The 19,188-nt window shown below is 61.2% G+C and carries 16 protein-coding genes and 2 pseudogenes; 3 read left to right on the top strand and 15 right to left on the bottom strand.

Translation table 11 applies throughout. The features are described from left to right. Positions 1-82: 82 nt before the first annotated feature. Positions 83-202, bottom strand: a pseudogene (locus tag HV773_RS37045) (IS110 family transposase); the annotation flags it as partial. A gap of 45 nt (positions 203-247) precedes the next feature. Here HV773_RS37045 and HV773_RS37050 point away from each other — a divergent pair. Beyond that, positions 248-691: pseudogene (locus HV773_RS37050) on the top strand (IS110 family transposase); the annotation flags it as partial. 83 nt (positions 692-774) lie between these two features. Then, on the top strand, positions 775-1,104 hold the full coding sequence (locus tag HV773_RS37055; protein WP_230417798.1) for a transposase: 330 nt from the start codon (positions 775-777) through the stop codon (positions 1,102-1,104). Between the two features lie 492 nt (positions 1,105-1,596). Here the strand turns inward: HV773_RS37055 and HV773_RS29170 are convergent, their stop codons facing one another. From HV773_RS29170 to HV773_RS29215, 10 genes are all read right to left on the bottom strand, one after another. Then, positions 1,597-2,328: an IS6 family transposase gene (locus HV773_RS29170; RefSeq protein ID WP_175197643.1), complete on the bottom strand. Its 732-nt coding sequence runs from the start codon at positions 2,326-2,328 to the stop codon at positions 1,597-1,599. A 49-nt stretch (positions 2,329-2,377) separates the two neighbouring features. Then, complete coding sequence (locus HV773_RS29175) at positions 2,378-3,529, bottom strand: MBL fold metallo-hydrolase (protein WP_217481957.1); 1,152 nt, start codon at positions 3,527-3,529, stop codon at positions 2,378-2,380. A gap of 104 nt (positions 3,530-3,633) precedes the next feature. Continuing rightward, complete coding sequence (locus HV773_RS29180) at positions 3,634-4,761, bottom strand: porin (RefSeq protein WP_246282477.1); 1,128 nt, start codon at positions 4,759-4,761, stop codon at positions 3,634-3,636. 562 nt (positions 4,762-5,323) lie between these two features. Further along, entirely contained in the window at positions 5,324-6,601 is a 1,278-nt protein-coding gene (locus tag HV773_RS29185) for an MFS transporter (protein WP_175197646.1), read from the bottom strand. A 91-nt stretch (positions 6,602-6,692) separates the two neighbouring features. Continuing rightward, complete coding sequence (locus HV773_RS29190; RefSeq protein ID WP_175197647.1) at positions 6,693-7,451, bottom strand: maleate cis-trans isomerase family protein; 759 nt, start codon at positions 7,449-7,451, stop codon at positions 6,693-6,695. A 7-nt stretch (positions 7,452-7,458) separates the two neighbouring features. Further along, positions 7,459-7,917: an acyl-CoA thioesterase gene (locus HV773_RS29195; RefSeq protein ID WP_175197648.1), complete on the bottom strand. Its 459-nt coding sequence runs from the start codon at positions 7,915-7,917 to the stop codon at positions 7,459-7,461. Further along, positions 7,914-9,071 carry an FAD-dependent monooxygenase gene (locus HV773_RS29200; protein ID WP_175197649.1) on the bottom strand — a complete coding sequence of 386 codons (1,158 nt, stop codon included), beginning with the start codon at positions 9,069-9,071 and terminating at the stop codon, positions 7,914-7,916. Before HV773_RS29200 ends, HV773_RS29195 begins: the two co-directional genes overlap by 4 nt. Next, positions 9,068-9,937 (bottom strand): VOC family protein, encoded by an 870-nt coding sequence (locus HV773_RS29205; RefSeq protein WP_175197650.1) that lies wholly within the window; start codon positions 9,935-9,937, stop codon positions 9,068-9,070. The genes HV773_RS29200 and HV773_RS29205 overlap by 4 nt, the downstream gene beginning before the upstream one ends. Further along, the gene (locus HV773_RS29210) at positions 9,934-11,634 is read right to left on the bottom strand and encodes an AMP-binding protein (protein WP_246282479.1); all 1,701 of its coding nucleotides are present in this window, start codon (positions 11,632-11,634) and stop codon (positions 9,934-9,936) included. The genes HV773_RS29205 and HV773_RS29210 overlap by 4 nt, the downstream gene beginning before the upstream one ends. Before the next feature lie 32 nt (positions 11,635-11,666). Beyond that, positions 11,667-12,860, bottom strand: a complete 1,194-nt coding sequence (locus HV773_RS29215; protein WP_175197686.1) for an alpha/beta fold hydrolase — start codon at positions 12,858-12,860, stop codon at positions 11,667-11,669. 285 nt (positions 12,861-13,145) lie between these two features. Here HV773_RS29215 and HV773_RS29220 point away from each other — a divergent pair, with 285 nt between their 5' ends. Next, positions 13,146-13,865, top strand: a complete 720-nt coding sequence (locus tag HV773_RS29220; RefSeq protein ID WP_175197651.1) for a TetR/AcrR family transcriptional regulator — start codon at positions 13,146-13,148, stop codon at positions 13,863-13,865. Positions 13,866-13,869: 4 nt separating this feature from the next. Here HV773_RS29220 and HV773_RS29225 read toward each other — a convergent pair whose 3' ends face one another. The 4 genes from HV773_RS29225 to HV773_RS29240 form a co-directional block, all read right to left on the bottom strand. Further along, positions 13,870-15,099, bottom strand: coding sequence for a porin (locus HV773_RS29225; RefSeq protein ID WP_175197652.1), 1,230 nt, complete (start codon positions 15,097-15,099; stop codon positions 13,870-13,872). 539 nt (positions 15,100-15,638) lie between these two features. Then, positions 15,639-15,932: a CppA family protein gene (locus HV773_RS29230; protein WP_175197653.1), complete on the bottom strand. Its 294-nt coding sequence runs from the start codon at positions 15,930-15,932 to the stop codon at positions 15,639-15,641. A gap of 1,014 nt (positions 15,933-16,946) precedes the next feature. Beyond that, complete coding sequence (locus tag HV773_RS37060; RefSeq protein ID WP_246282480.1) at positions 16,947-17,417, bottom strand: hypothetical protein; 471 nt, start codon at positions 17,415-17,417, stop codon at positions 16,947-16,949. 63 nt (positions 17,418-17,480) lie between these two features. Continuing rightward, the gene (locus tag HV773_RS29240; RefSeq protein ID WP_175197654.1) at positions 17,481-19,172 is read right to left on the bottom strand and encodes a phage integrase family protein; all 1,692 of its coding nucleotides are present in this window, start codon (positions 19,170-19,172) and stop codon (positions 17,481-17,483) included. Positions 19,173-19,188: the final 16 nt, after the last annotated feature.

Below are 19,188 nucleotides of genomic sequence, written 5' to 3' on the forward strand. Positions count from 1 at the left end.
CGGTGGGCACGTGAACGAGGGGGTTAGCAGCCATTGCAGGGCTTTCGAACCTGTCCGCATTAATGAGCAACTGTCTTACCAGTCAAGCCGTGTGGATGGACTCATCCCACGGCTTTCCTGTTTTTGCGATGGCGTTGAGGATAGTAAGCAGCTTTCGCATGCAGGCGACCAGGACCACCTTGTTCGGCTTACCGGTCGCGGCTCGCTGTTCGAATCCGTGCGTATGCTCAAGCCGAGGTTGGTTGTCATGGAAGCCTGCAGCTCGGCTCACCACTGGGCCCGGCGTTTCCAGTCACTGGGAACAGAGGTACGGCTAATCAGCCCCCAATACGTCGCACCATTCGTCAAGACGAACAAGAACGATCGCAACGATGCGGAGGCGATCGTCGAGGCCGCGAGCCGGCCCACCATGCGCTTCGTACCGGTCAAATCGGTCGAGCAGCAGGACATCCAGGCGGCGCATCGCATGCGTGCCATCCTTCTGCGCCACCGTACCGCGCTGATCAACCAGATGCGCGGCCTTCTTGGCGAACGCGGTTTCGCGATCTCCCGGTCACCGGAAGAGTTCAAGCGCCTCGATGGCGCGCAGGTGAGCCGATTCGGTTTTGCACCCGACGTAACACTCGCGATCCGGGCCAACCTGGCGGTCCTGCAAACGCTTCAGCAGCAGAACGAGATCGTCGAAAAGCGACTCATGCAGCAGGTGAAGCTGGATCCGGATTACGCGCTGCTGAACACGGTGCCCGGCATTGTCCGGTGCTGGCGACCACCATCATGCTGGAAACCGGCACCATCTCACGCTTTGCCACCGTTGGCCACTTCAGCTCCTACTGTCGCTGCGTGGACAGCAGGCGCGAAAGCAACAGCAGAAAGAAAGGTGAAGGCAACACGAAGAACGGCAACCGCTACCTGGCGTGGGCATTTGTCGAAGCGGCCAACTTCGCAATCCGTACGTGTCCGCAGGCCCGGCGCTTTTACGAACGCAAGAAGCGCATGCGCAATGGCATCGTTGCGATCAAGGCACTGGCACACAAGCTGGCTCGCGCCTGCTATCACATGCTTCGGGAGCACAAACCATTTGAGACAGTTCGCTGTTTTGGCTAGCAGGTGATGCAAGGGGAACGAACCCGGTAACTTGACTGGTGCACAGCCATGGCTTTGATTGGGTCTTCCCTTTGCTTCACCTCACCGACTGTCTGCAAGCAATCGGGTCGCCCGGGCGAGGAGCCACGTTTGACTGGCGTTGCACACGCAGCAGCCACGGCTTTGCCCGACCCCTTGGACCTCGTCCGGCACCAACGTTTCCCCGGGGCGGCCATGGCCGCCAGGGCACACGTGACTTACCTCACGGCATGCTTGATCCAGATGGGTGTCTGGTGCGATCCGTTTCGCAACCAGCTTTGAGAAACCGGATGCGATATTGATCATGCAGACAGGAGACGCACCACAAGTGCCCTTGCGATTGCCATGTCGATGAAAGACATATCGACATGGCAATCGCAAGGGGAAGAGATTTGTACCTTGACTCCGGCCGACTAATGGGTGTCAAGTTGACGAGCGTAGGCTTTATAGCTAGCAGAAACATAGTTATCCTTATCAGATAACTTCCTCGACTGCGACATTGACGCTCCAACCATGCCAGGTGGCGAGGCGGTCCTTGAGTATGATGCGATGACATGCCGCGTTCATCTGATGTCTGGGCAACGCGAAGTGCTGACGGATCAGGCCGAAGCATGAGAGAAACGCCTGAGTGCGACGCGCGTCGCGAAAACCGCACATCTGGCGTTCGCGCCTGCGAGTCGGCTGGTGGCTATTCTCGGCACGGTTATTCACGCGCGCAGCCGCTTTGAAAAATACGTGTTTCACCTGGGCGAGTTCGGGAATCTCGGCTTTTGCCGCCGGGTAACTGCGCAACTGGTCCGTAACGATTCTACGCGGCCCCGGGTGAGAACGCAGCACCCGCCGGAAAAAACGCTTTGCCGCGGCCTTGTCGCGCCGCTTTTGCACCAGCACGTCCAGTTCGGCGCCGTGTTCGTCGACTGCACGCCACAACAGATATGGCACGCCGCGCAACGTCACGAACATCTCATCCAGATGCCAGGTGCTGCCCGGCTTGCGCCGCGCCGCTTTGGCGCACTGGGCGAATCTGGCGCCGAACTTGTCGCACCAGCAACGGATCGTTTCGTACGTGACCACGACACCACGCTCCAGTAACAACTCTTCGATGTCGCGCAGGCTTAGGCTGAACCGAAAATACCAGCGAACCGCGCAGCTGATGACGACAGCAGGGAAGCAGTGGCCGTGATAAAGCGATTTCGTCTTCTTCATTGCTTCATTCTACTGCCGCCGGTCCGCTAACCTGACAACGCCCTAAAATCTAGAGCCCTATCATCAGGTGTGGCTTCCCGACCACAATCCTGCCGTCGAAGCCGTGAATCTGCGAGAGCCACTTCGATTCGGGCAAAGTTGGCGGTGCCAGATGAGACAGAACCAATGTTTTGACTTCGGCGGCGCTAGCAATTTCGCCGAGCTTTGTCGCCTCCGTATGTCCCTGTTTTAGATGCCGGAGCTTCGCCGCATGTGCAAGGCTTAATGGTTGCGGGAAAAGACTCGTCGCCCAATCGAGGTCAATGGCTTCATGGACCAGAATGTCGGCGCCTTTTGCCAGCTCGACGAGGTTATCGCACTTCGTGGTATCGCCGGAAAATACGATGACTCCATCGGCAGACTCGAAGCGAAATGCAAATGCAGGAAACATCGGGCGATGATTGACCAGAATTGCCGATACCAGAACATTTTCATCCCGATAGATCGGAAAGGGACGCATTCCGGGTGCAGGGTTCGCGAACGATGCGTTCAGCCCCTCAGGTAATACGATGTCATGCACATCGATATAGCGATGGGGGTTCGGCATGCCACTGTCCGTGATGTTGTCGTTCAAATCGGACGCAAACCCCCGATAGAGCGCCTCAGTCATGTCTCGCGTCCCGGGTTGAGGGCGGTCGGGGCTGATGAGCTCCGACCTCTGTCGATCTGCATAAAATGCTGTCTGCGCTGCCGGTACGCTACCTGGCCCGTATATCTGGACCGGTGACTTGCGGCGCGGCACGCCATCCGTCGCCCCGAACAGCAGCAGCTCGGAATAGTCGACCACATGGTCAGCATGCAGATGTGTGATGAATGCCGTCCGAAGCGTATCGAGACCGCCAGGCAGTGTAGCGGCTCCCGGACTTCCGAGGCCACAGGCGAAATAGGCGTCGAGCCAGCCGCGTCCGAAGTCGACGAGATAGACATCGTCGCCAACAACCACAGCAGACGAAATTCCGCCACAGCCGCAGCCTCGCCATGACGTCCTGCCCCCGCCCACGCCGAGCAGCACGAGCCGCGTTCTGGCTCGTGTAGTGGATGGTGCCACCGACTCGGCGTTGGCCGTGCTGTGTCCACCAACGGCGACTCCGAGCGCCAGAGAACTGGCGCCAATCAACAAGTTTCTGCGTGCTTTGTCCATGGGATTCAAATAGGTTTGCATTGTCTGGTAAAGCCCTCGAACATGACGTCGGCATCTGTACTGCAGCTCAGTCATTGCTCGAGGGGCCACATAGGAGGGCGGCCAGGCGCCGTATGGGTACAGTCTCAAAACCGGTGTCGAACGCCGGCGATGACCGAGGTTTGCAGATTGCCGCTCGAAGACGGCTGCGTGTACAGGGTCGCGTAGCGTGCGTCGCCGGATGCATGTTGATAAAGCCCTATTGCGTACAGGTCAGTTCGCTTCGAAAGAAAATAGTCGACACCCAGATTCACCTGTTGGTATCGCGGATGCCCGCCCTGATCGTTGTGCCCATTGGTATAGATGTAAGCCGTTCCGAATCGCAATTGCGGACTTATCTGATAATTGCAATTGATCTCGTAATTGTCGGCCCGAGCCGAATTGATCGAGGCGTCGAATTCCGTATGACTGAACAGTAGACCGACTGTCGCGTGTCCAATGGAATAGGAGCCACCCGCGGCGAAAACCTGGTGTCTGCGGATGACACCGCTCCCCCCCAGCAGGGCGAGCCCGGCGGTACCACCATAGTCCGAGTTGGTGCCGCTTCCGGACCCGCCGATCGCGCCCGCCGTGCCTGCGGCATCAGGGTTGTCCAGGCGAAAATAGCCCGCGCCCATCGCAAGAGCACCGCGTACATAGCGTGTCCCCACACTCCAGGCTCGATTATTGGAGAATGCGCCCGGTTGATTGCTGAGGGCGTAGAGGCCGCCGAACGTCAGGCCGTAATAATTGTTACTGGTGTATTTGATTGAATTGTTGACACGAAAAGCTGGCGCGAGATCGTCAATATTCCCTACGTGGGCACCGACGATCGACGCCCACGCTGACGCCGAACTTAAAAAGCCGACAAAATCCAGTACCGATTCGTACTGTCGGCCAAACGTCAACGCGCCATATTCACTGTTTTTCAAACCGATATACGCCTGCCGCCCGAATTCACGATTTCCTTGCCCAAACTTCCCGCTATTGATGTCGAATCCATTTTCGAGCCGGAAAACTGCCTGCGTGCCGCCGCCTAGGTCCTCGGCACCCAGCAATCCCCATCGATCGCCACTCAGGTTGCTGGACTGCGCCTTCCATGCACGATTTCCCTGTTGGTTGCTGACATAGGCGAATCCGGTATCGAGGATGCCGTATATCCCGACGTGGCTTTGCGCGGAACACAACGTTGGGGAGCCAACCAGCACGGCGATTATTGAAAGTCGTTTCCTCACTATGCATGTCTCCATCGATTAGTTATTCGAAGTTATTTTTATAGATATTTTTTGCGGATCATTTTTAATTGTGTCCATGACCGGCTGATAATGGACTCAAACGTTGGCGATTTGGGTGCCGCTCTATTTACCCCTGTAGTTGTCTCATGCGTTTGCGAGACCCAGGTGTGTGTTTCAGATGCTCCCTGCGACTGCAGCAGGGTAAGCAGCGAAGGCAGCCAGCGCGGCACGGTTTGCCTGCAGGAAGTGTGGCACCGGACCAGCATGTTGTTGCTGGATGGGCCACCACCTCAACGTTACGACGTCCAGTTTGCATGGCGATTTGTCGGGATGATCCAATGTTGCATGGAAGCGTTCGGTCGGCGGCAAATCAGGTGTCCCGCAATAGCGGACTTGCTCCCGGCACCACGGGGCGCAGATCAGGAATGCAGGCGAGAGCAGAGAGCGTGGAAATTCCCGTCGAGTCCTGAACGCACTTGACGGCTGGCAGCGACGGCATTTGCGCGCAAGCGGATGCGAGAATCACGCCAACGCCGGTGGTATCCAGCGCTCCACTCCGACTTCAGGTCTCGGCACTCGCGAGCTGAGCGTCCAGCGGGGATGATTGCAGTGCGCGATATTTGCCGAGCGAGACGAGAAGTACGCAGGCGACGAGGAGCACCAACGGCGCGAGCCGCAGCGGCAGCTCGTAGTTGCCATTCAGGTCGAAATAGCGGCCGGCCAGAAGTGGACCGATCACTGCGCCGAAGGCATAGCCAGCGAATGCGATTCCATAGTTCAGGCCAAAACGGCGCAAGCCAAGGTAGGCGCGAATGAGATAGGAGAGCAGGTCACCTTCGGCGCCGATCGCGAGGCCAATACAGGCACATGCGAGCAGGGCGGAGTGGAGCGACGCGGCGTTCATGAGTAGCAGGTACCCCGCTGCGCCTGCGAGAAAGAACCCGGCGCCGACAAACGGAGCGTGAAGCCGGTCGATCAGGATGCCGGATAGCAGGCGCCCGACGAGAACGCCCACACCGATGAGCGAGGCACAATGCGCTGCCGCACCAGCGGACAGGCCACGATCCGTCAGCATAGCCGGCAGGTGCGGATTGAGCGAAAGCGTTGCGCTCGACGCCAGAAAGGCGACGGCGAAAATGGTGCAAAGCTTCACCGCTGAAAATGCAGGGTCCGCGCCGCCGTCGGGGATGTGATCGTTGCGCTGGTTGGATCGCGTTGCCGCTTTGCGCTCCCTGATCAGCGAGCATGCAAGCAGAGAGCCGACAAGCGAGACGCACGCGATGATCTGGTAAGTGGCGCGCCAGTGGAACGCCGCGATGAGATGCTGTGTCGCCGTTGGCGCGGCTGCGACCCCGATGCCGAGGCCAATCATGGCGCAGCCGGTTGCGAGACCAAGGCGGCGGTCAAACCATTGCGGAAGGATCGCGAGATAGCCAAGCACAGACGTCGCGGCACCCGCCACGCCGATGACCACGGAGAGTGCGATCCAGGCCGCTATGTCGCCGCTCTGCAGACTCATGCACGCCACGGCAAGACTGAAGACGACGGCCGAGGCGAGAATCACCCGGCGCGGGCCGAAGCGGTCCATCAGCATCCCAATGAAGGGGCTAACGGCAGCCAGCCCCCCCATCGATGCAGCGTACGATATGGCTGCCTGTTCCCGCGTCCAGTGGAACTCGCGCAGAATCGCAGGCGCGAAGACACCAGCGGTTGCGTTAAATGCCGGTGCATAGCCTATTGCCATGCCGATTGCCGTGCCGGCGACGATGGCGGCGAGCCGCGCCTTGCCGGGTTCGTCGCGACCTGCCGGTTTGACGGGCGCTTTGGGTGCTGCGCTCATGGATGTCTCCTCAAGTCTCTTTGCCGGCGCGACTCTCTGGCCGCCCTCGCCGGTCGGATGATGAACGTTGAATGTGTAGTTGCGGAGCAGGTCAGTCGAGACCGCGGCGGTCGCCGAGATACGCGCCGGCACCCCGAAGCCGCGGGTCGAGCCCGAGCAGCTTGAGCATCTGCCGGACCGTGCACGCGGCCGTCGAGGTGACCGGGATGCCGAGCGCCTGTTGCGCCCGCTGTAGCGCCGGCAGCGAGGGCATCTGGACACAGGCCGACAGCACGACCGTGTCTACGCCGCGCACGTTCAGGCGCTTGACGTCGTCGAGCAGCCTGAGCGGGTCGCGCGCGCCCACGTCGAGGTTGTCTTCTATCGAGAAGTTGATGGCGTCCTGAACCTCGATACCTTCCGCCTCGATGTAATCAACCACGCGACGCGTGAGCGCATCACTGTACGGCGCCATGAGCGAAATGCGTTTTGCGCCAAAGCTCTTGAGTTCATCGACGAGCGCACCCGCCGAGGTCATCACTTCCGGCTGCGTTCCTTGCTGGCCTATCGCGTCACGCAGCGCCTGCGCAGCTGTTCGATGGTAGCCGTGCCCCATGCACATGATGGCGACGAGGCACGCGGTGCTGAGCACGTCGACGCGCGCGTCGGCAAGCTCGACCGCGCATCGGCCCATGTCGCGGTTCATGTTTTCCAGCTCTTCGGCAACCACCTTGTGCATGCGCACGCGGCTGGAGTGAAACGTGAATGCGTGATCGGGATGGGCCTGCATGTAGGACGCGAACATCGCGGGAATTTCCTTTTCCATCGTGATGTTCGAACTGGGCACGATTTGCCCGATGCGGTAGTTCATTCTCTGTTTACCTCGTTGTGTCGGCGCGCGTATGTCGCGCCAGCGCCGCGCGAAGCGGCGCGGGGATTGCCGTGCTTTCCCGCACATGGGCGTGGATGCAGATGGGCGATAGGCGGGCATTGAAGACGGGTTCGCCGCCCGGACGCCTGCCTTCGCAGTGAAAGTCGAAACTGCGCGTGCGTATCTCGCCCACGTAGCATTCGAGATCGACCACGTCGTTGGGCCAGAGCGTGCCGGAGAAGTCGAACGTCATGCCGCGGCAGGGCAAGCCCACGCCGTATTGCTGACCGAGCGACTCGCCGGATCCGCCGGCAATGTGATCCTTGAATAGCGTGAGCGCGCCCAGTAGATACTCCGGAAAGCGCCCCGTGTAGACGACGCCAGCCGGATCGCAATCGCCCCAACGCACCGTGCGTCGCACGACGAATGGCGATTCGTTCAGCACGTATTCGTAACTGTGCGTCATTGCAGCGCCTCGCCAGCCGGCACCGCGCCGGCACTCGCCAGTTCCTGCATGAGCGCGGGGTACTGCTCGCGCAACCGCGCGGCGTCGACGCGGCCCGTGCGTGTCATGAACTGATAGACGAATTCATGCGGGGTGTACATGTCCATCCACCCCCGGATCTGCTCATACCATTCGTAGGAGGCTTCCGAGGCGCTGATCAGGCGGTCCTTGGAATCGCGACGGGCGTGAACATACGCATTGAGCGCAGCCGGCGCGTCGCCGGCGTGAGCGGCGATTGCCTGCGCAAGCGCGATCGAATCTTCCATGGCGATACGCGTACCCGAGCCAATCGAAAAATGCGCGCTCGCTAGAGCGTCTCCGATCAGCACGCGGTTTCCGCTAAACCAGTTCGCGTTACGAATTACAGGGAACTGGCGCCAGATCGAGTTATTCGACACCAGGCCGTGGCCGTCGAGTTCGGGCGCAAAGACGTGTTCGAATAACTCGCGTCGCTCGTCGGCGCTCGCGCTTTCAAGTCCAAGCTCGCGCCAGGTCTGGTCATCGCATTCGGCGACGAAGGTACTCATGTGCGCCGAATACGGGTAGTAATGCGCGACGAAGTAGCCGCCGTTGTAACGCCGGAATACGAGCGCCGGACACTCAAATGCCTTTTCCACGCCGAACCACGCGAAGTGATTGGTCAGATCGCGGCGCGTCGTGCCGAAGCCGCCTTCCGCGCTCGTGCGCACCAGCGAGTTGATGCCGTCCGCACCCACGACGATGTCGCCTTCGAGCGCGCCGATATCGAGCACGCGCGAGGACCACGTGACGCGAATGCCGAGGCGTGCCGCGTGCTCCTGCAGGATCGAGAGCAGCCGCAGCCGCGCGATCGCGCCGCCGCCCAGGCCGGGGCGCTGTACCGTGATGGTCGTTTCGTCGCTCACGATGGTCTGCTGTGTGCTGAACGTCATCGCCTTGACGAGGTCGGCGCACACGTCGGGTGCGGCGTCGCTGAGCCGGGCGAGACCCGTGTCGGCGAGCACGACGCCGAAGCCGAACGTGGCATCAGGCGCGTTTTGCTCGAACACTTCAACGGTTACGCCGGGCGCCTGCCGCGCCAGCAGGATGGCGAGGAAAAGACCCGAAGGGCCACCGCCTACGATATCGACTTTCATGGCTGCACCATCGGGCTGATGACGAGGCTCTCCGCATCGAACTGATCGATGCGACCGGCAAGTCCGCCCGTGAGCGCGCCATACCAGACTGCTGGTTTGAAGCCGAGCGCCTTGCGGCTGAACGAGAGTCCAGGGTTGCCGTCGATACGGATATAGCCGTCGCCAAGCACCGCCGTGCGATAAGCCTCCGATTGGCGTGCCGCGTCGACGAGCGGTCGGAATTCGGGCACGTCGAGCACGAACACAGAAGCCACGCCGGGATCGGTCGAGGCGTCGAGGTAGCTCGCCTTGCGTTGCCACACCGGATCGATCGAGCCGAATGGTTCGCCAGCCGCCGCGCGCCGTTCCATCTCGATGGCGGCGTCGATGGTACGGGTGGCATCCTCGCCGTCCATGGCGTCGAACGGGCGCGTCTGGTAGGTGATTTCGATCGGGTAGCCGTTCGGGTCGTTGAAGTAGATCGACTCAATCACTTCGTGACGCACCTGATAGCGCAACTCGATCCCTGCCTGCTCGACGCGCGCGCGCCAGGCTGCCAATTCGACGGCATCAGCGACCTGCCACGCCGTGTGCGTGGCGCGGACCTGATAGTGGTCACTGGGCGCGAGTCGTTCGGGGCGCTCGGTGCCGATGTAGTAGAAGAACGCAATCGTGCTGCCGTTGCCGCTGTCGAAGAAAAAGTGGAGGAAATCGGCGTGATCGGCCGGGCCCCAACCGCGGGCCGAGATTGCGTGCACGAGCGGCAAGCCGAGCAGATCGCGATAAAAATGCACGGTTTCCTCGAGCTTCCACGTCGGGCGGGCGGTGTGATGGACGCCGCGCAGAACGGGGCCAGCGAGAAGGGACGGGGCGACGACTTGATTCATGACTTGACCTCGGTAGCGGTATTGGCTGCGCCTTCGCTCTGGAGGCGCTCGATCAGTTGCTTGCGCAGCAGCACCTTGCTGAGCTTGCCGGACGCGGTAACGGGAAATTCTGCAATCAGTTCAAGCCGTTCGGGCCATTTGAATTTGGCCAGCCCTTCGGATTGCAGAAAAGCCGTGAGATCGGCGAGTGTGAGGGTGGACTCGACTGCGTCAGGGACGACGAACGCACAGACCCGCTCGCCATAGACCGGGTCGGGCATACCCACGACCGCCGAGGCGTGCACGTGCGGGCAGCAGTTGATCAAGTTCTCGAGTTCTTCGGCATTGATCTTTTCGCCGCCGCGATCGACGACGTCCTTCGTGCGGCCGCGGAAAAAGAAGTAGCGCTTGCCGTCGATGATCTGCGCCATCATCAGGTCGCCGGAACGGTAGAAACCGTCGGCGGTAAAGCGATGGACATCGTCCTTTTCGGACTTGTAGTAGCCGGCGATCGTGTACGGTCCGCGAAAGAGCGCTTCGCCGGTTTCACCGTCGGGCACTTCGTTTTCGCTGCCGATTTCGACAATCTTCACCTCGTCCCAGGCCGAAACCGGACGCCCCACGGATTCGTCGAGTGCATAGGCGGGGTCGCCCTCCTGCGCGAACATGATCACGCCTTCGGTCATGCCGAAGATGTGGTAGCAGGGGGAGCCGAGCATCTCGCGCAAGCGCGGCGCGTTCTTCGGGCCCATCAGTTTGCGGCGGGCCTTCGTCTCGGGTGTGGCGCGCTTCATCTGATCCGCCACGCGCGAGAGGATTGGGCCCGCCAGACCGAACCAGGTCGGCTGATAGCGCTCCACCACGGCCGAGAGCGTCTCCGACGAAATGTCGGGGCACACCGTGACGCGGCCGCCTGCGAGCAGCATGGGTCCGAAGAAGCACACCATGTTCATGTTGTGCATGAATGGCGTGGGCATGAAGAGCACGTCCTCGCTCGTGTAGCCGTTCCAGGCCGCCACCGCCTGCATGTTGTAGAGGTACTCGTTCTGAAAGCGCGGGATGATCTTGGGCACGCCCGTGGTGCCACCCGATAGCTGGAATACCGCGGCCTGAAACGGATCGTCCTCGATGCGCGCGAGCAGATCACGTGCTTCCTGCGTGCTCGTGCCTTCAATAAGCGACCACAGGCCGAACGCCTCGCCGCGTTGCGTGCCGCGTGCCTGAACCACGAACTTAAGCGTCGGCACATGGGCACGCATTTCCGCTGCGAAGGCGACGTCATCGAACTTTGCGTCGTCGCCCTGAACGACGTGAACGGTTGCTTCACACAGGTTGCCGAGATAGGTGATTTCGTGCTTGCGGAAGGCCTGGAGCGCGCACAACGGAATCAGCGAAGCCTTGATGCAGCCAATGAACGCAATCAGCAGTTCATTGCAGTTGCCGCATTGGAGGATGACGCGATCAAGCGGCGTAGCGCCGAGCTTGAGCAACGCTGCACCGAAGCGGTCCGTGAGTTCGTCGAACTGTGCATAAGCGAAATCGCCCTCTGGCCCGACTAGCGCTGGCTTTGCAGCGTGTCTCGCGAACGCCTCGCGCAGTGCCGCCACAAGCGACTGCGTGCCGAGTACGCCGGCTTCGAGGTATTCGCGCAGTCTTGCTTCGTCGGGGTAGCGCACGCCCGGCAGCGCGATTTTCGGCCGGATTGTCTGTTGTTCCAAGGTTGTCTCCATCATGATGCGCAGTGCTGAAATCAGTGATTGCCGTACCGTGCGTTCAGCCACTCGACGATATGCCGGGATACGATCTCGCGACCCGAAGGTTCGCCGCGCTCCAGCTCCATGCCGTGGTGATTGCCTCGCACGCGAATGCGTGTCTTGTCGGTGGTGCCGAGGTCGTTGAAGATTGATTCGATATCCTTAGGGAACGCACACTGGTCCCCCGTGTACTCCAGCAGCAGCGTTGGCGAAACGATCGACGCAGCACAGTTCGCGAACGAGGCGCGCGAAGCAAGACCCGACCATGTCGAAAGCCACGATTCCGGCGTGACGACGCGCCCGAACGCGACGCTGCCCCAGTTCGACACGAACGGGTCGCTGCCCCACAGCGAGCCCGGCTTGCGATCGGACGGATCGAGCGAAATGTCCCATGCGCGCAAGTCGGCGTCGGTACGCCAGACCTGAAAAATGGGTGCGTATGCCGCGAGCCGCCGATCGGCGGGCGAGGGCGCATCGCCTTTGAGGCGACGACGCGCGGCCCGCTTTCGTTCGATCAATTCCAGCGCCATTGCGTCGAGCCGTTGCGCGCGTCGTACCTGGCCGGCCCGATAGCGCTCGATGAATGCGCTCGTGTATCGCGCGGTGCGCGTTTGCGGGTCGAAGCCGTTCTCGGGTGAGAACGGATCAAGCGACGGATCCGTCGAAAACGGATCGCTTTCATCGACGACACTCGCGTCGAGGCTGTTGAGCAGGATCGCACCCTGGCCCGGATGGGGCGATACGAGAATGAATCCGTCTGCGGGCGGCAGTTCCGTTTCGGCGAGTCCCGTCGGCCGGCCCGCTGGCGTGCGGGCAAGGCGTTGCGCGGGCGCTAGCCGCGATTGCTGGTTATAGAAGGCGTAGAGCGCACCGCCGCCCGAGTTTCCGAGCAGCACTACGTCGCGATAGCCGAGCGTGCGCAAATGCTGCATGCCTGCGGCTACGTCCAGCAACGCAATCTCGTGTTCGAGGCGCAGATCGTTGCCGATCGAACGCGGCCCCTGCACCCAGCACGCGCAACCGGCATCGAGTACGGCGGGCACGAGGTAGTGCGTCACCGACATTTCGCGCGGATGCATGATCGACACGACCGTCTTCTCGTTTCCCGTGGCCGTGAAGAGAAAACCGAGCGTCTTCTGGCCGTCGGCGGTTTGCAGTGTGTAGGGCGTGGCCTGATAGGGCCGCCGCATCAGCACAGGGTCCCAGTTCGCGCCGCGCAGACCGGCGGTGACAATCGCCTTTTCCGTCAGTTCCACATCTCCTCCGTTGGAAATTTGAATTCGATGCAAATCAGGTTATGAATTAATTGAGATAGTGTCAATTAAATTTTAAAGGTAGACTGTCGGTACTTTCCCGACCGATGACTGTCATCGATGACTGCACCCACCACCAGGAAGCCGGAAACCGCCGTCGAAACGCCGCCACGCAGGCGCGGGCGGCCACCGAAAGCCGCTGCGCCTATCGGCGCAGAGTCCATGCTGTCGCGCAACGTGATCATCGAGCGCGCGAGCGAAATGGCGAAAACCATGCCACTTGACCAGGTGTCCATGGTGCAACTGGCCAAAGAGTTCGGCGTGGCGCCGGGCCTGATCCATTACTACCTGGGTAGCCGGGACGACCTGATCTCTGGCGTGCTCAACGCTTACTACCGGCGCCGTCTGGAGGCGCTGCCCGCCTTGACGGGCAACTGGCGCGCGGATGTCGAGACGATCGCGCGCAGTTCGTTCGCGCTGTCGCGCGAGACGCCGGGCGTGAACCACTACGTGGCGTCGCACAACCGCTTCCGGCTGTTCCAGTCCGTGGCGCCAGGCGAGATTGACTACGGGATGGCGCTGTTCAATCACATCACGTCCGCGTTCCTGCAGGGCGGCTTTTCCGCTGATCGTGCCGCGCTCGCGTACCACCTGTTGGCGCAGTACCTGCTGTCTTCGAGTATTTCGGCGGCCGGCCGGCAGTCGCCCTCCGAACATTCGAGCTATCTGCGTGGCAAATTCGGCGAAGTGTCCGACGACCGCTATCCCGCCGCGAAGATCGTCGGCGCGGCGTTCTCTGAACTGGGCGCGGAGCGTGCGTTCGACGAAGGTCTCAAACTGCTGCTCGACGGTTTCGGTGGCTGGCTGGAGAGCAACGCGCGCGTCGGTGCGAGGCAAGAACTACGCTCGCCCCGCAAGGCGCGCGGAGCGAGCGTCGGCTGAAGCATCAGAACTTGTGGCGAATGCCGAGGCGCACGCCGATCTGCTTGTCGGTGGCCGACGGGCTGAAACCGGCAATCGATGCTACGGCGGCCTGGCCTAGCGAATCGGTGCCCATCGCGCGTTGGAGTACGGTCAGCAGGTAAAGGTCAGTGCGCTTTGAGAGAAAGTAATCGGCACCGAGGTCCAGTTGAAGATATTTCGCGCCGTCATCGCCCTTTACGGAATTGCGGTGGGTGTAGTCAATGCCTGTGCCCACCTGGAAGAACGGCGTGACGTTGTAGCGCACATTGAAGTCGAGGCTCGTGAATATCGCGTCGCCACTATAGTGGAGCGGGTTGGGCCCGGAGGACGAGCCAAGATTATCGAAGCGAGTATTGGTCGCGGCCAGTGAGAAGACCGCGCCGCCGAGCGTATATGACGCGCCCCCACCAATGATCTGGAGCGTCTTCGCTGATGCATAGCCCGCATATACCGGGTACGACTGCGGGCTCGTAGCCGACCCGGCTGAGCCAATGTTGTTCGCAGTCGCCGTGCCCTTGTTTGGCGTGTTTCCGTAAAACGAGACGTTCGGGTCGCGTGCGTTCAAATAGCCTGCGCCGAATGCGAAAGCGCCGCCCGTGTAGCCGGCACCTAATGCCCAGATCTGGTTCTGTGTCGCATTGCCCGCGACGCCCCCGAAGCTGTAGAGCGCACCGGCGCTGAAACCACCGAACTTCGCAGTGCTGACCTTGACCGAGTTGTTGATGCGGTTGGTGTTCGTGAGATTGTCGAGGTCGTCGGGGTGAGCGCCCATGTAGCCGGCCCACGATCCAGAGGCCGCAAACGGCTGGACGAAGTCGATCAGCGGATCGTACTGCCGGCCCAGTGTGACCTTGCCGAGCGTATTGGATAGCCCGACATAGGCCTGCCGGCCGAATTCGGCGCCGCCCTGTGCGAGCGCACCGCTGTTGGCGAGGAAGCCATTCTCGAGCACGAAAATGGTACTGAGTCCGCCGCCCAGGTCTTCGGTGCCACACAGGCCCCAGCGGCTGCCGCTCAGTCCTGTCGCATGCGCGTCCGTCAGGGCGAACTGTGAGCCACCTGCGGGCTTGCCGCCCACTACGGCCGTCTGCGCGCTATTCGTGTAGGTGAGGCCGATATCGACGATTCCGTATAGCGTCACGGAACTCTGCGCGTGCGCAGGTGCGGCAAGAAGGACGGCAAGAGAACAAATTGCCAGGTGTCTCCGAAGCATGCTGCGTCTCCATATAGATAGTTATACGAATTGTTCTATGCATTGCCGCGGCGCTGCGCAGCTGTCTATGATTGATTTTTTGATAGTGTCTCAAATAGACGGGCAAAATCTAGCATATTTGAGATGGCTGTCAATAATTATGGCGATTTCCGGGTGATGGCGTTTACCCGGGCATGTGGAAGGATGACGATCGCGCGTGCTCGTAGCGCACAAAGAAGAGGATGGTGAGGCAGGCTGATTCTCGAGTCGGCGAGTTCGGGGTGCCTGGGGTGGCGGCAGAAGCGGCTGCGCTGATTTACCCGCGCGCTAAACCCGGTAAAGGCTTTGCGTAAGCCGGCCACGCTAGCATTCAGATGACGCGATAGCAGCTTAATGAAGCCAAGGACACGCCGGGCTACGCGAGCCGAGCCACGCGGGGCGGGAGTCGTAGGCAAGTCAACAGCGGGGTGCCACTTCGCACGTTGTCATCGGACACTTTGTACAGATCCGTGACGTGGACGGCGACGCATCGTCCCGACCGTACCCATCAACTGAGACGGTTATTTCTGGCTGGAAGGGATCGGACTCGCTGCGGCCAGCGCGATGCGTGCGGCGAGGATGCGCCGGATGTCCGCCAGGGACTGTTCGGCCACCGGGCTCGGGCTCTCCCGCAGTAGCATGTGAAATCGTGGGGCCCTGACGCCGAGCTGCCTGCAGACGGCAGACAGATGGGGCTTGCCAGACCCCTCGCATCGCTGGACGGCGGCAGCGATTGCGGTGTCGCAAATCCGCCGGCGCAGCCATTCCAGCGTTTGCCGGTCGTTCTCGTTATGCACTCTGACCAGATGCTCCATCGTCGCCTCCAGGCTGCCAGCACAGGCTGAATGGGAAGACGTTAGCGTGAAGTCAGGCCGGATTAGGGGCGGCAACGCACACTCCGGGCGATCAGGCAGCCAGCATCGTGCCCGATACTGGAGAATGATAATTTGGGTACGACCCTAAAATATTGATAATTTCTTATATGTCAACTTTGGATTGTAAGATGCATTATGGTATATCTCGCAACTAACCGTCAGCGCGCCAGTTTTCCGCAGACATTCACGTGATCCGTCTGGGACCGCACAGCGGTCAGAAACCTCGAATCCCATTGGTTGAGTGACAAGGCTCCTTATTGTGCAGGATCGCTAACAAAAAAATTGATTTGGTATCTCTGTCGGGTGTCCGGCTTTGGGGGGAATCTGAGCCTGTTCGATGGACTGGTGGCGAGCTATAAGGCTGTGGTGCAAATAGGCATGCGAATAGATAAGGTATCCTGCCTATATAAAACTTCGCGAGCCGCATGCCTATCTGCACCACAGCCGTTTACGGCTGCCGCATGACGAGGAAGCGACAGATGCGCTCGACGAACGAAGGGTGCACTGCACGCGAACGACTATAGCCTGGCTGACCGGTTGCTTGACGACAGCAGCCAGAACCTGTCAAGGTGGCTGCGTGTGGTTGACCGGGAACTTGACGTTCGCGGACTTGCGGATCTGGACGATTGCCGCCAGGCGAGCTTCATCGGCGTGGCGTTGAGTTGGGGCAATTGATCGCCGACGGGCGACGAGTTTCCGGGCGCGGCCAACACTAGCCGGAGGTCAATTCGCCGACCTCGCCGCTCGAACGTCATAACCAATGGGAGTAGAGCCATGGTCGCAGTCAAACACGACGATCTTTCTATGGCCTTCGACTTCGTTAGTTGCGCGTCGCCAATGGAGCATAACGCGTATGTCTGGGGGATGAACAAGGTAAGCGCAATTTTCTATCATAAGCCTTTTAGTTATGAAATACGCTCGGCTTATATTCCATCGCCATAACCGTCTGGCCGCTTAAATGCCAGGACACGGTCGCAATCCCAGTGCTGCCTCGTCAAGGGCCTGAACCAAGGCGGGTGTTGGCGTCCAGCGACTGCCTTGTACGGTAAAGCGGGCCGTCGCATCGACAACCTTCGCAGTGCCCTCCTTGTCGTTACGGCCCAGCTTGGAGGCCATGAAGACTTCAAACAGCGAGCTACCGCGCTGCATGATCTGATCGACATTGAGACGGCCCTGCGCATCAAAAGTGACAATCACAAAATCCCGATCGATCACGTGCACCGGCTTACGGTCCACCAGTTCAATGGTCAGGTTTGCGAGGTGCACACGTTGATCCGCCAACTCCGGCAGGCGATGACTGTCCGGAGCACCCAGCATGTTCCAGTAACGCGCCATTCCGATCTTCCGGATGCCGTCGTCCGGGGTGATCAGAAACGTTCGAATCGCGTATCCCATTGCAAAACCTTGGTCGTTGCTGAGGCACATTCGCGATCTCGTCCTTCACCAGGCCGCCTCATTTGGCCAATTTGCGATCGGCGCGCTCATACTTTAGACCTTACGCGCCTCGAATGCCTGATCGAACTGGCGAGCTCGCTGCACCTCGTCGCTGTGCAGATAGGTCGACGTCGTTGAAATCGACGAATGACGGAGGTTGTCTCGCACCATGATCAGCTCGGCGCCACGCGCGAGCGCGTGCGACGCGTGCGTGTGACGCATCCAATGCGGGCTTGCGCGCCGCAGCTTCTCAGCGGTCGCCGGCCGTTCGTTCTGGATCGTGTCGGCCACCAGCACGAAGAACCGGCGCAGCACGCGCCAGAGCCGCGTGCTTTCAATGTGGGCGCGATCCTCCTCGAGGCTCGCGACAAGCGGCGTCGCCGGGTTCCAACGCGTCGGCGTGACCGGCAGTCCGCGCTGCACGAGAGACTGATCGAGCGCGGTGCGGGCGAGCGACGGCAACGCCACCTTGCCGAGCTTGCCGCCCTTGCCGAGGACATGCAGCCAGTGATCGCCGTGCTCGTCGCGGCGGATATCGCCGAGTGTCGCGCCGACCAGTTCTGTCGCGCGCAGACCGGTCGCATAGCCGAAGTCCAGCAGAAATCGCAGGCGCTGGGCGGCTGCTTCGCTCCAGCCGTACGACCACTCGAGGCCGTCGGCCAGCGTGCGGATCAACAACCACTCGCCTTCGGAGAAGCCACGGGACACGTCCAGCCCCGCACGCTGGACGTGGCTCTTGATCTTGACGCCGGCAAACGGATTCGCGAGCACGTAGCGCTGCTCGACCAGCCAGCGAAACAGCGCCGACAGGACGTTCAGTGCGTATGCCGCCGAGCGTGCGGACAGCGGACCGGTGAAGGGCCGCCATTCGACGCTGTGCCGCGGCCGCGATGGCCCGACCCAGCGTTCGCGCGGTGTCGGCCGCCGCAGAAAACTCCGGTAGGCGATTGCATCGTCAGTGGTGAGCGACGACAGTGCGCAGCTGCGCTCGACGATCGCCCACAGGATCAGGCGCTCGGCCTCTTTCCGGTAAGCGCGCTGGGTGGCGGCCGATTCGTGCAGCGACAGCCAGGACTTAACCGCCTCATAGTCGTTCGAAGCCTTCAGCAGGCAGGCGCTTTGCGGCGCACGGAACTGCCCGCGCGAACCGTCGACCTCGTGTGGCACGCGCAGCTGTTCCCACGGCACGATGCTGCTCGACGGCGCTGCGACGATCAATGCTCGCGCCCGTTCGGTCAGCGCCGGATGCGCGGCGAAGAACGCCTCAATGCGACGCGCGCCTGCAACACCGAGTCCGGCGATGGCCAACCACCAGCGGCGACGCCGTGGAATCCGCACGGTCAGGTCGGCCAGCGTCCGGATGCCGTGGACATGTAGAGCCCCGGCAATGCGTGCGGGCAGCCACTGGTCGACCTGATCGGCGATCATCGGCACGGGCTCCGGCAGATTGCGCAGCATCTCGATGGCGCCGGCTGCCCGATCCGCCGATGCTTTCGTTGGGCGATCGACGAAGACGCCCGCCAGATCTTCGCGATGGCGCGCCTGCGCGAACGCGACGAGCCGCCAACGAATCCGGCCGAGCACGCCGCGCGAGGACGTTCCGGCTGCTCTTCGGTCGCCCAGATAGCGGGCGACAGCTGCCCTCGCGTCCAGGCCGGCGTACCAGCTGCGCACTGCGGCGAGTTCGGCTTCGTCGGGAAAGCCCAGTTCGACTTTGTCGGTGGGGAGGGTGTCGCGCGTTTTCATGACTGCCAGTTTAGAA

This window comes from Paraburkholderia caffeinitolerans (genome assembly GCF_902859945.1).
Taxonomy (GTDB): Bacteria; Pseudomonadota; Gammaproteobacteria; order Burkholderiales; family Burkholderiaceae; genus Paraburkholderia; species Paraburkholderia caffeinitolerans.

Excerpts from the sequence above, each read along its gene's own strand:
- HV773_RS37055 (WP_230417798.1), top strand. The coding sequence starts at position 775 with ATGCTGGAAACCGGCACCATCTCACGCTTTGCCACCGTTGGCCACTTC.
- HV773_RS29170 (WP_175197643.1), bottom strand. The coding sequence starts at position 2,328 with ATGAAGAAGACGAAATCGCTTTATCACGGCCACTGCTTCCCTGCTGTC.
- HV773_RS29175 (WP_217481957.1), bottom strand. The coding sequence starts at position 3,529 with ATGCAAACCTATTTGAATCCCATGGACAAAGCACGCAGAAACTTGTTG.
- HV773_RS29185 (WP_175197646.1), bottom strand. The coding sequence starts at position 6,601 with ATGAGCGCAGCACCCAAAGCGCCCGTCAAACCGGCAGGTCGCGACGAA.
- HV773_RS29190 (WP_175197647.1), bottom strand. The coding sequence starts at position 7,451 with ATGAACTACCGCATCGGGCAAATCGTGCCCAGTTCGAACATCACGATG.
- HV773_RS29195 (WP_175197648.1), bottom strand. The coding sequence starts at position 7,917 with ATGACGCACAGTTACGAATACGTGCTGAACGAATCGCCATTCGTCGTG.
- HV773_RS29200 (WP_175197649.1), bottom strand. The coding sequence starts at position 9,071 with ATGAAAGTCGATATCGTAGGCGGTGGCCCTTCGGGTCTTTTCCTCGCC.
- HV773_RS29205 (WP_175197650.1), bottom strand. The coding sequence starts at position 9,937 with ATGAATCAAGTCGTCGCCCCGTCCCTTCTCGCTGGCCCCGTTCTGCGC.
- HV773_RS29215 (WP_175197686.1), bottom strand. The coding sequence starts at position 12,860 with ATGCGGCGGCCCTATCAGGCCACGCCCTACACACTGCAAACCGCCGAC.
- HV773_RS29220 (WP_175197651.1), top strand. The coding sequence starts at position 13,146 with ATGCTGTCGCGCAACGTGATCATCGAGCGCGCGAGCGAAATGGCGAAA.
- HV773_RS29225 (WP_175197652.1), bottom strand. The coding sequence starts at position 15,099 with ATGCTTCGGAGACACCTGGCAATTTGTTCTCTTGCCGTCCTTCTTGCC.
- HV773_RS29230 (WP_175197653.1), bottom strand. The coding sequence starts at position 15,932 with ATGGAGCATCTGGTCAGAGTGCATAACGAGAACGACCGGCAAACGCTG.
- HV773_RS37060 (WP_246282480.1), bottom strand. The coding sequence starts at position 17,417 with ATGTGCCTCAGCAACGACCAAGGTTTTGCAATGGGATACGCGATTCGA.
- HV773_RS29240 (WP_175197654.1), bottom strand. The coding sequence starts at position 19,172 with ATGAAAACGCGCGACACCCTCCCCACCGACAAAGTCGAACTGGGCTTT.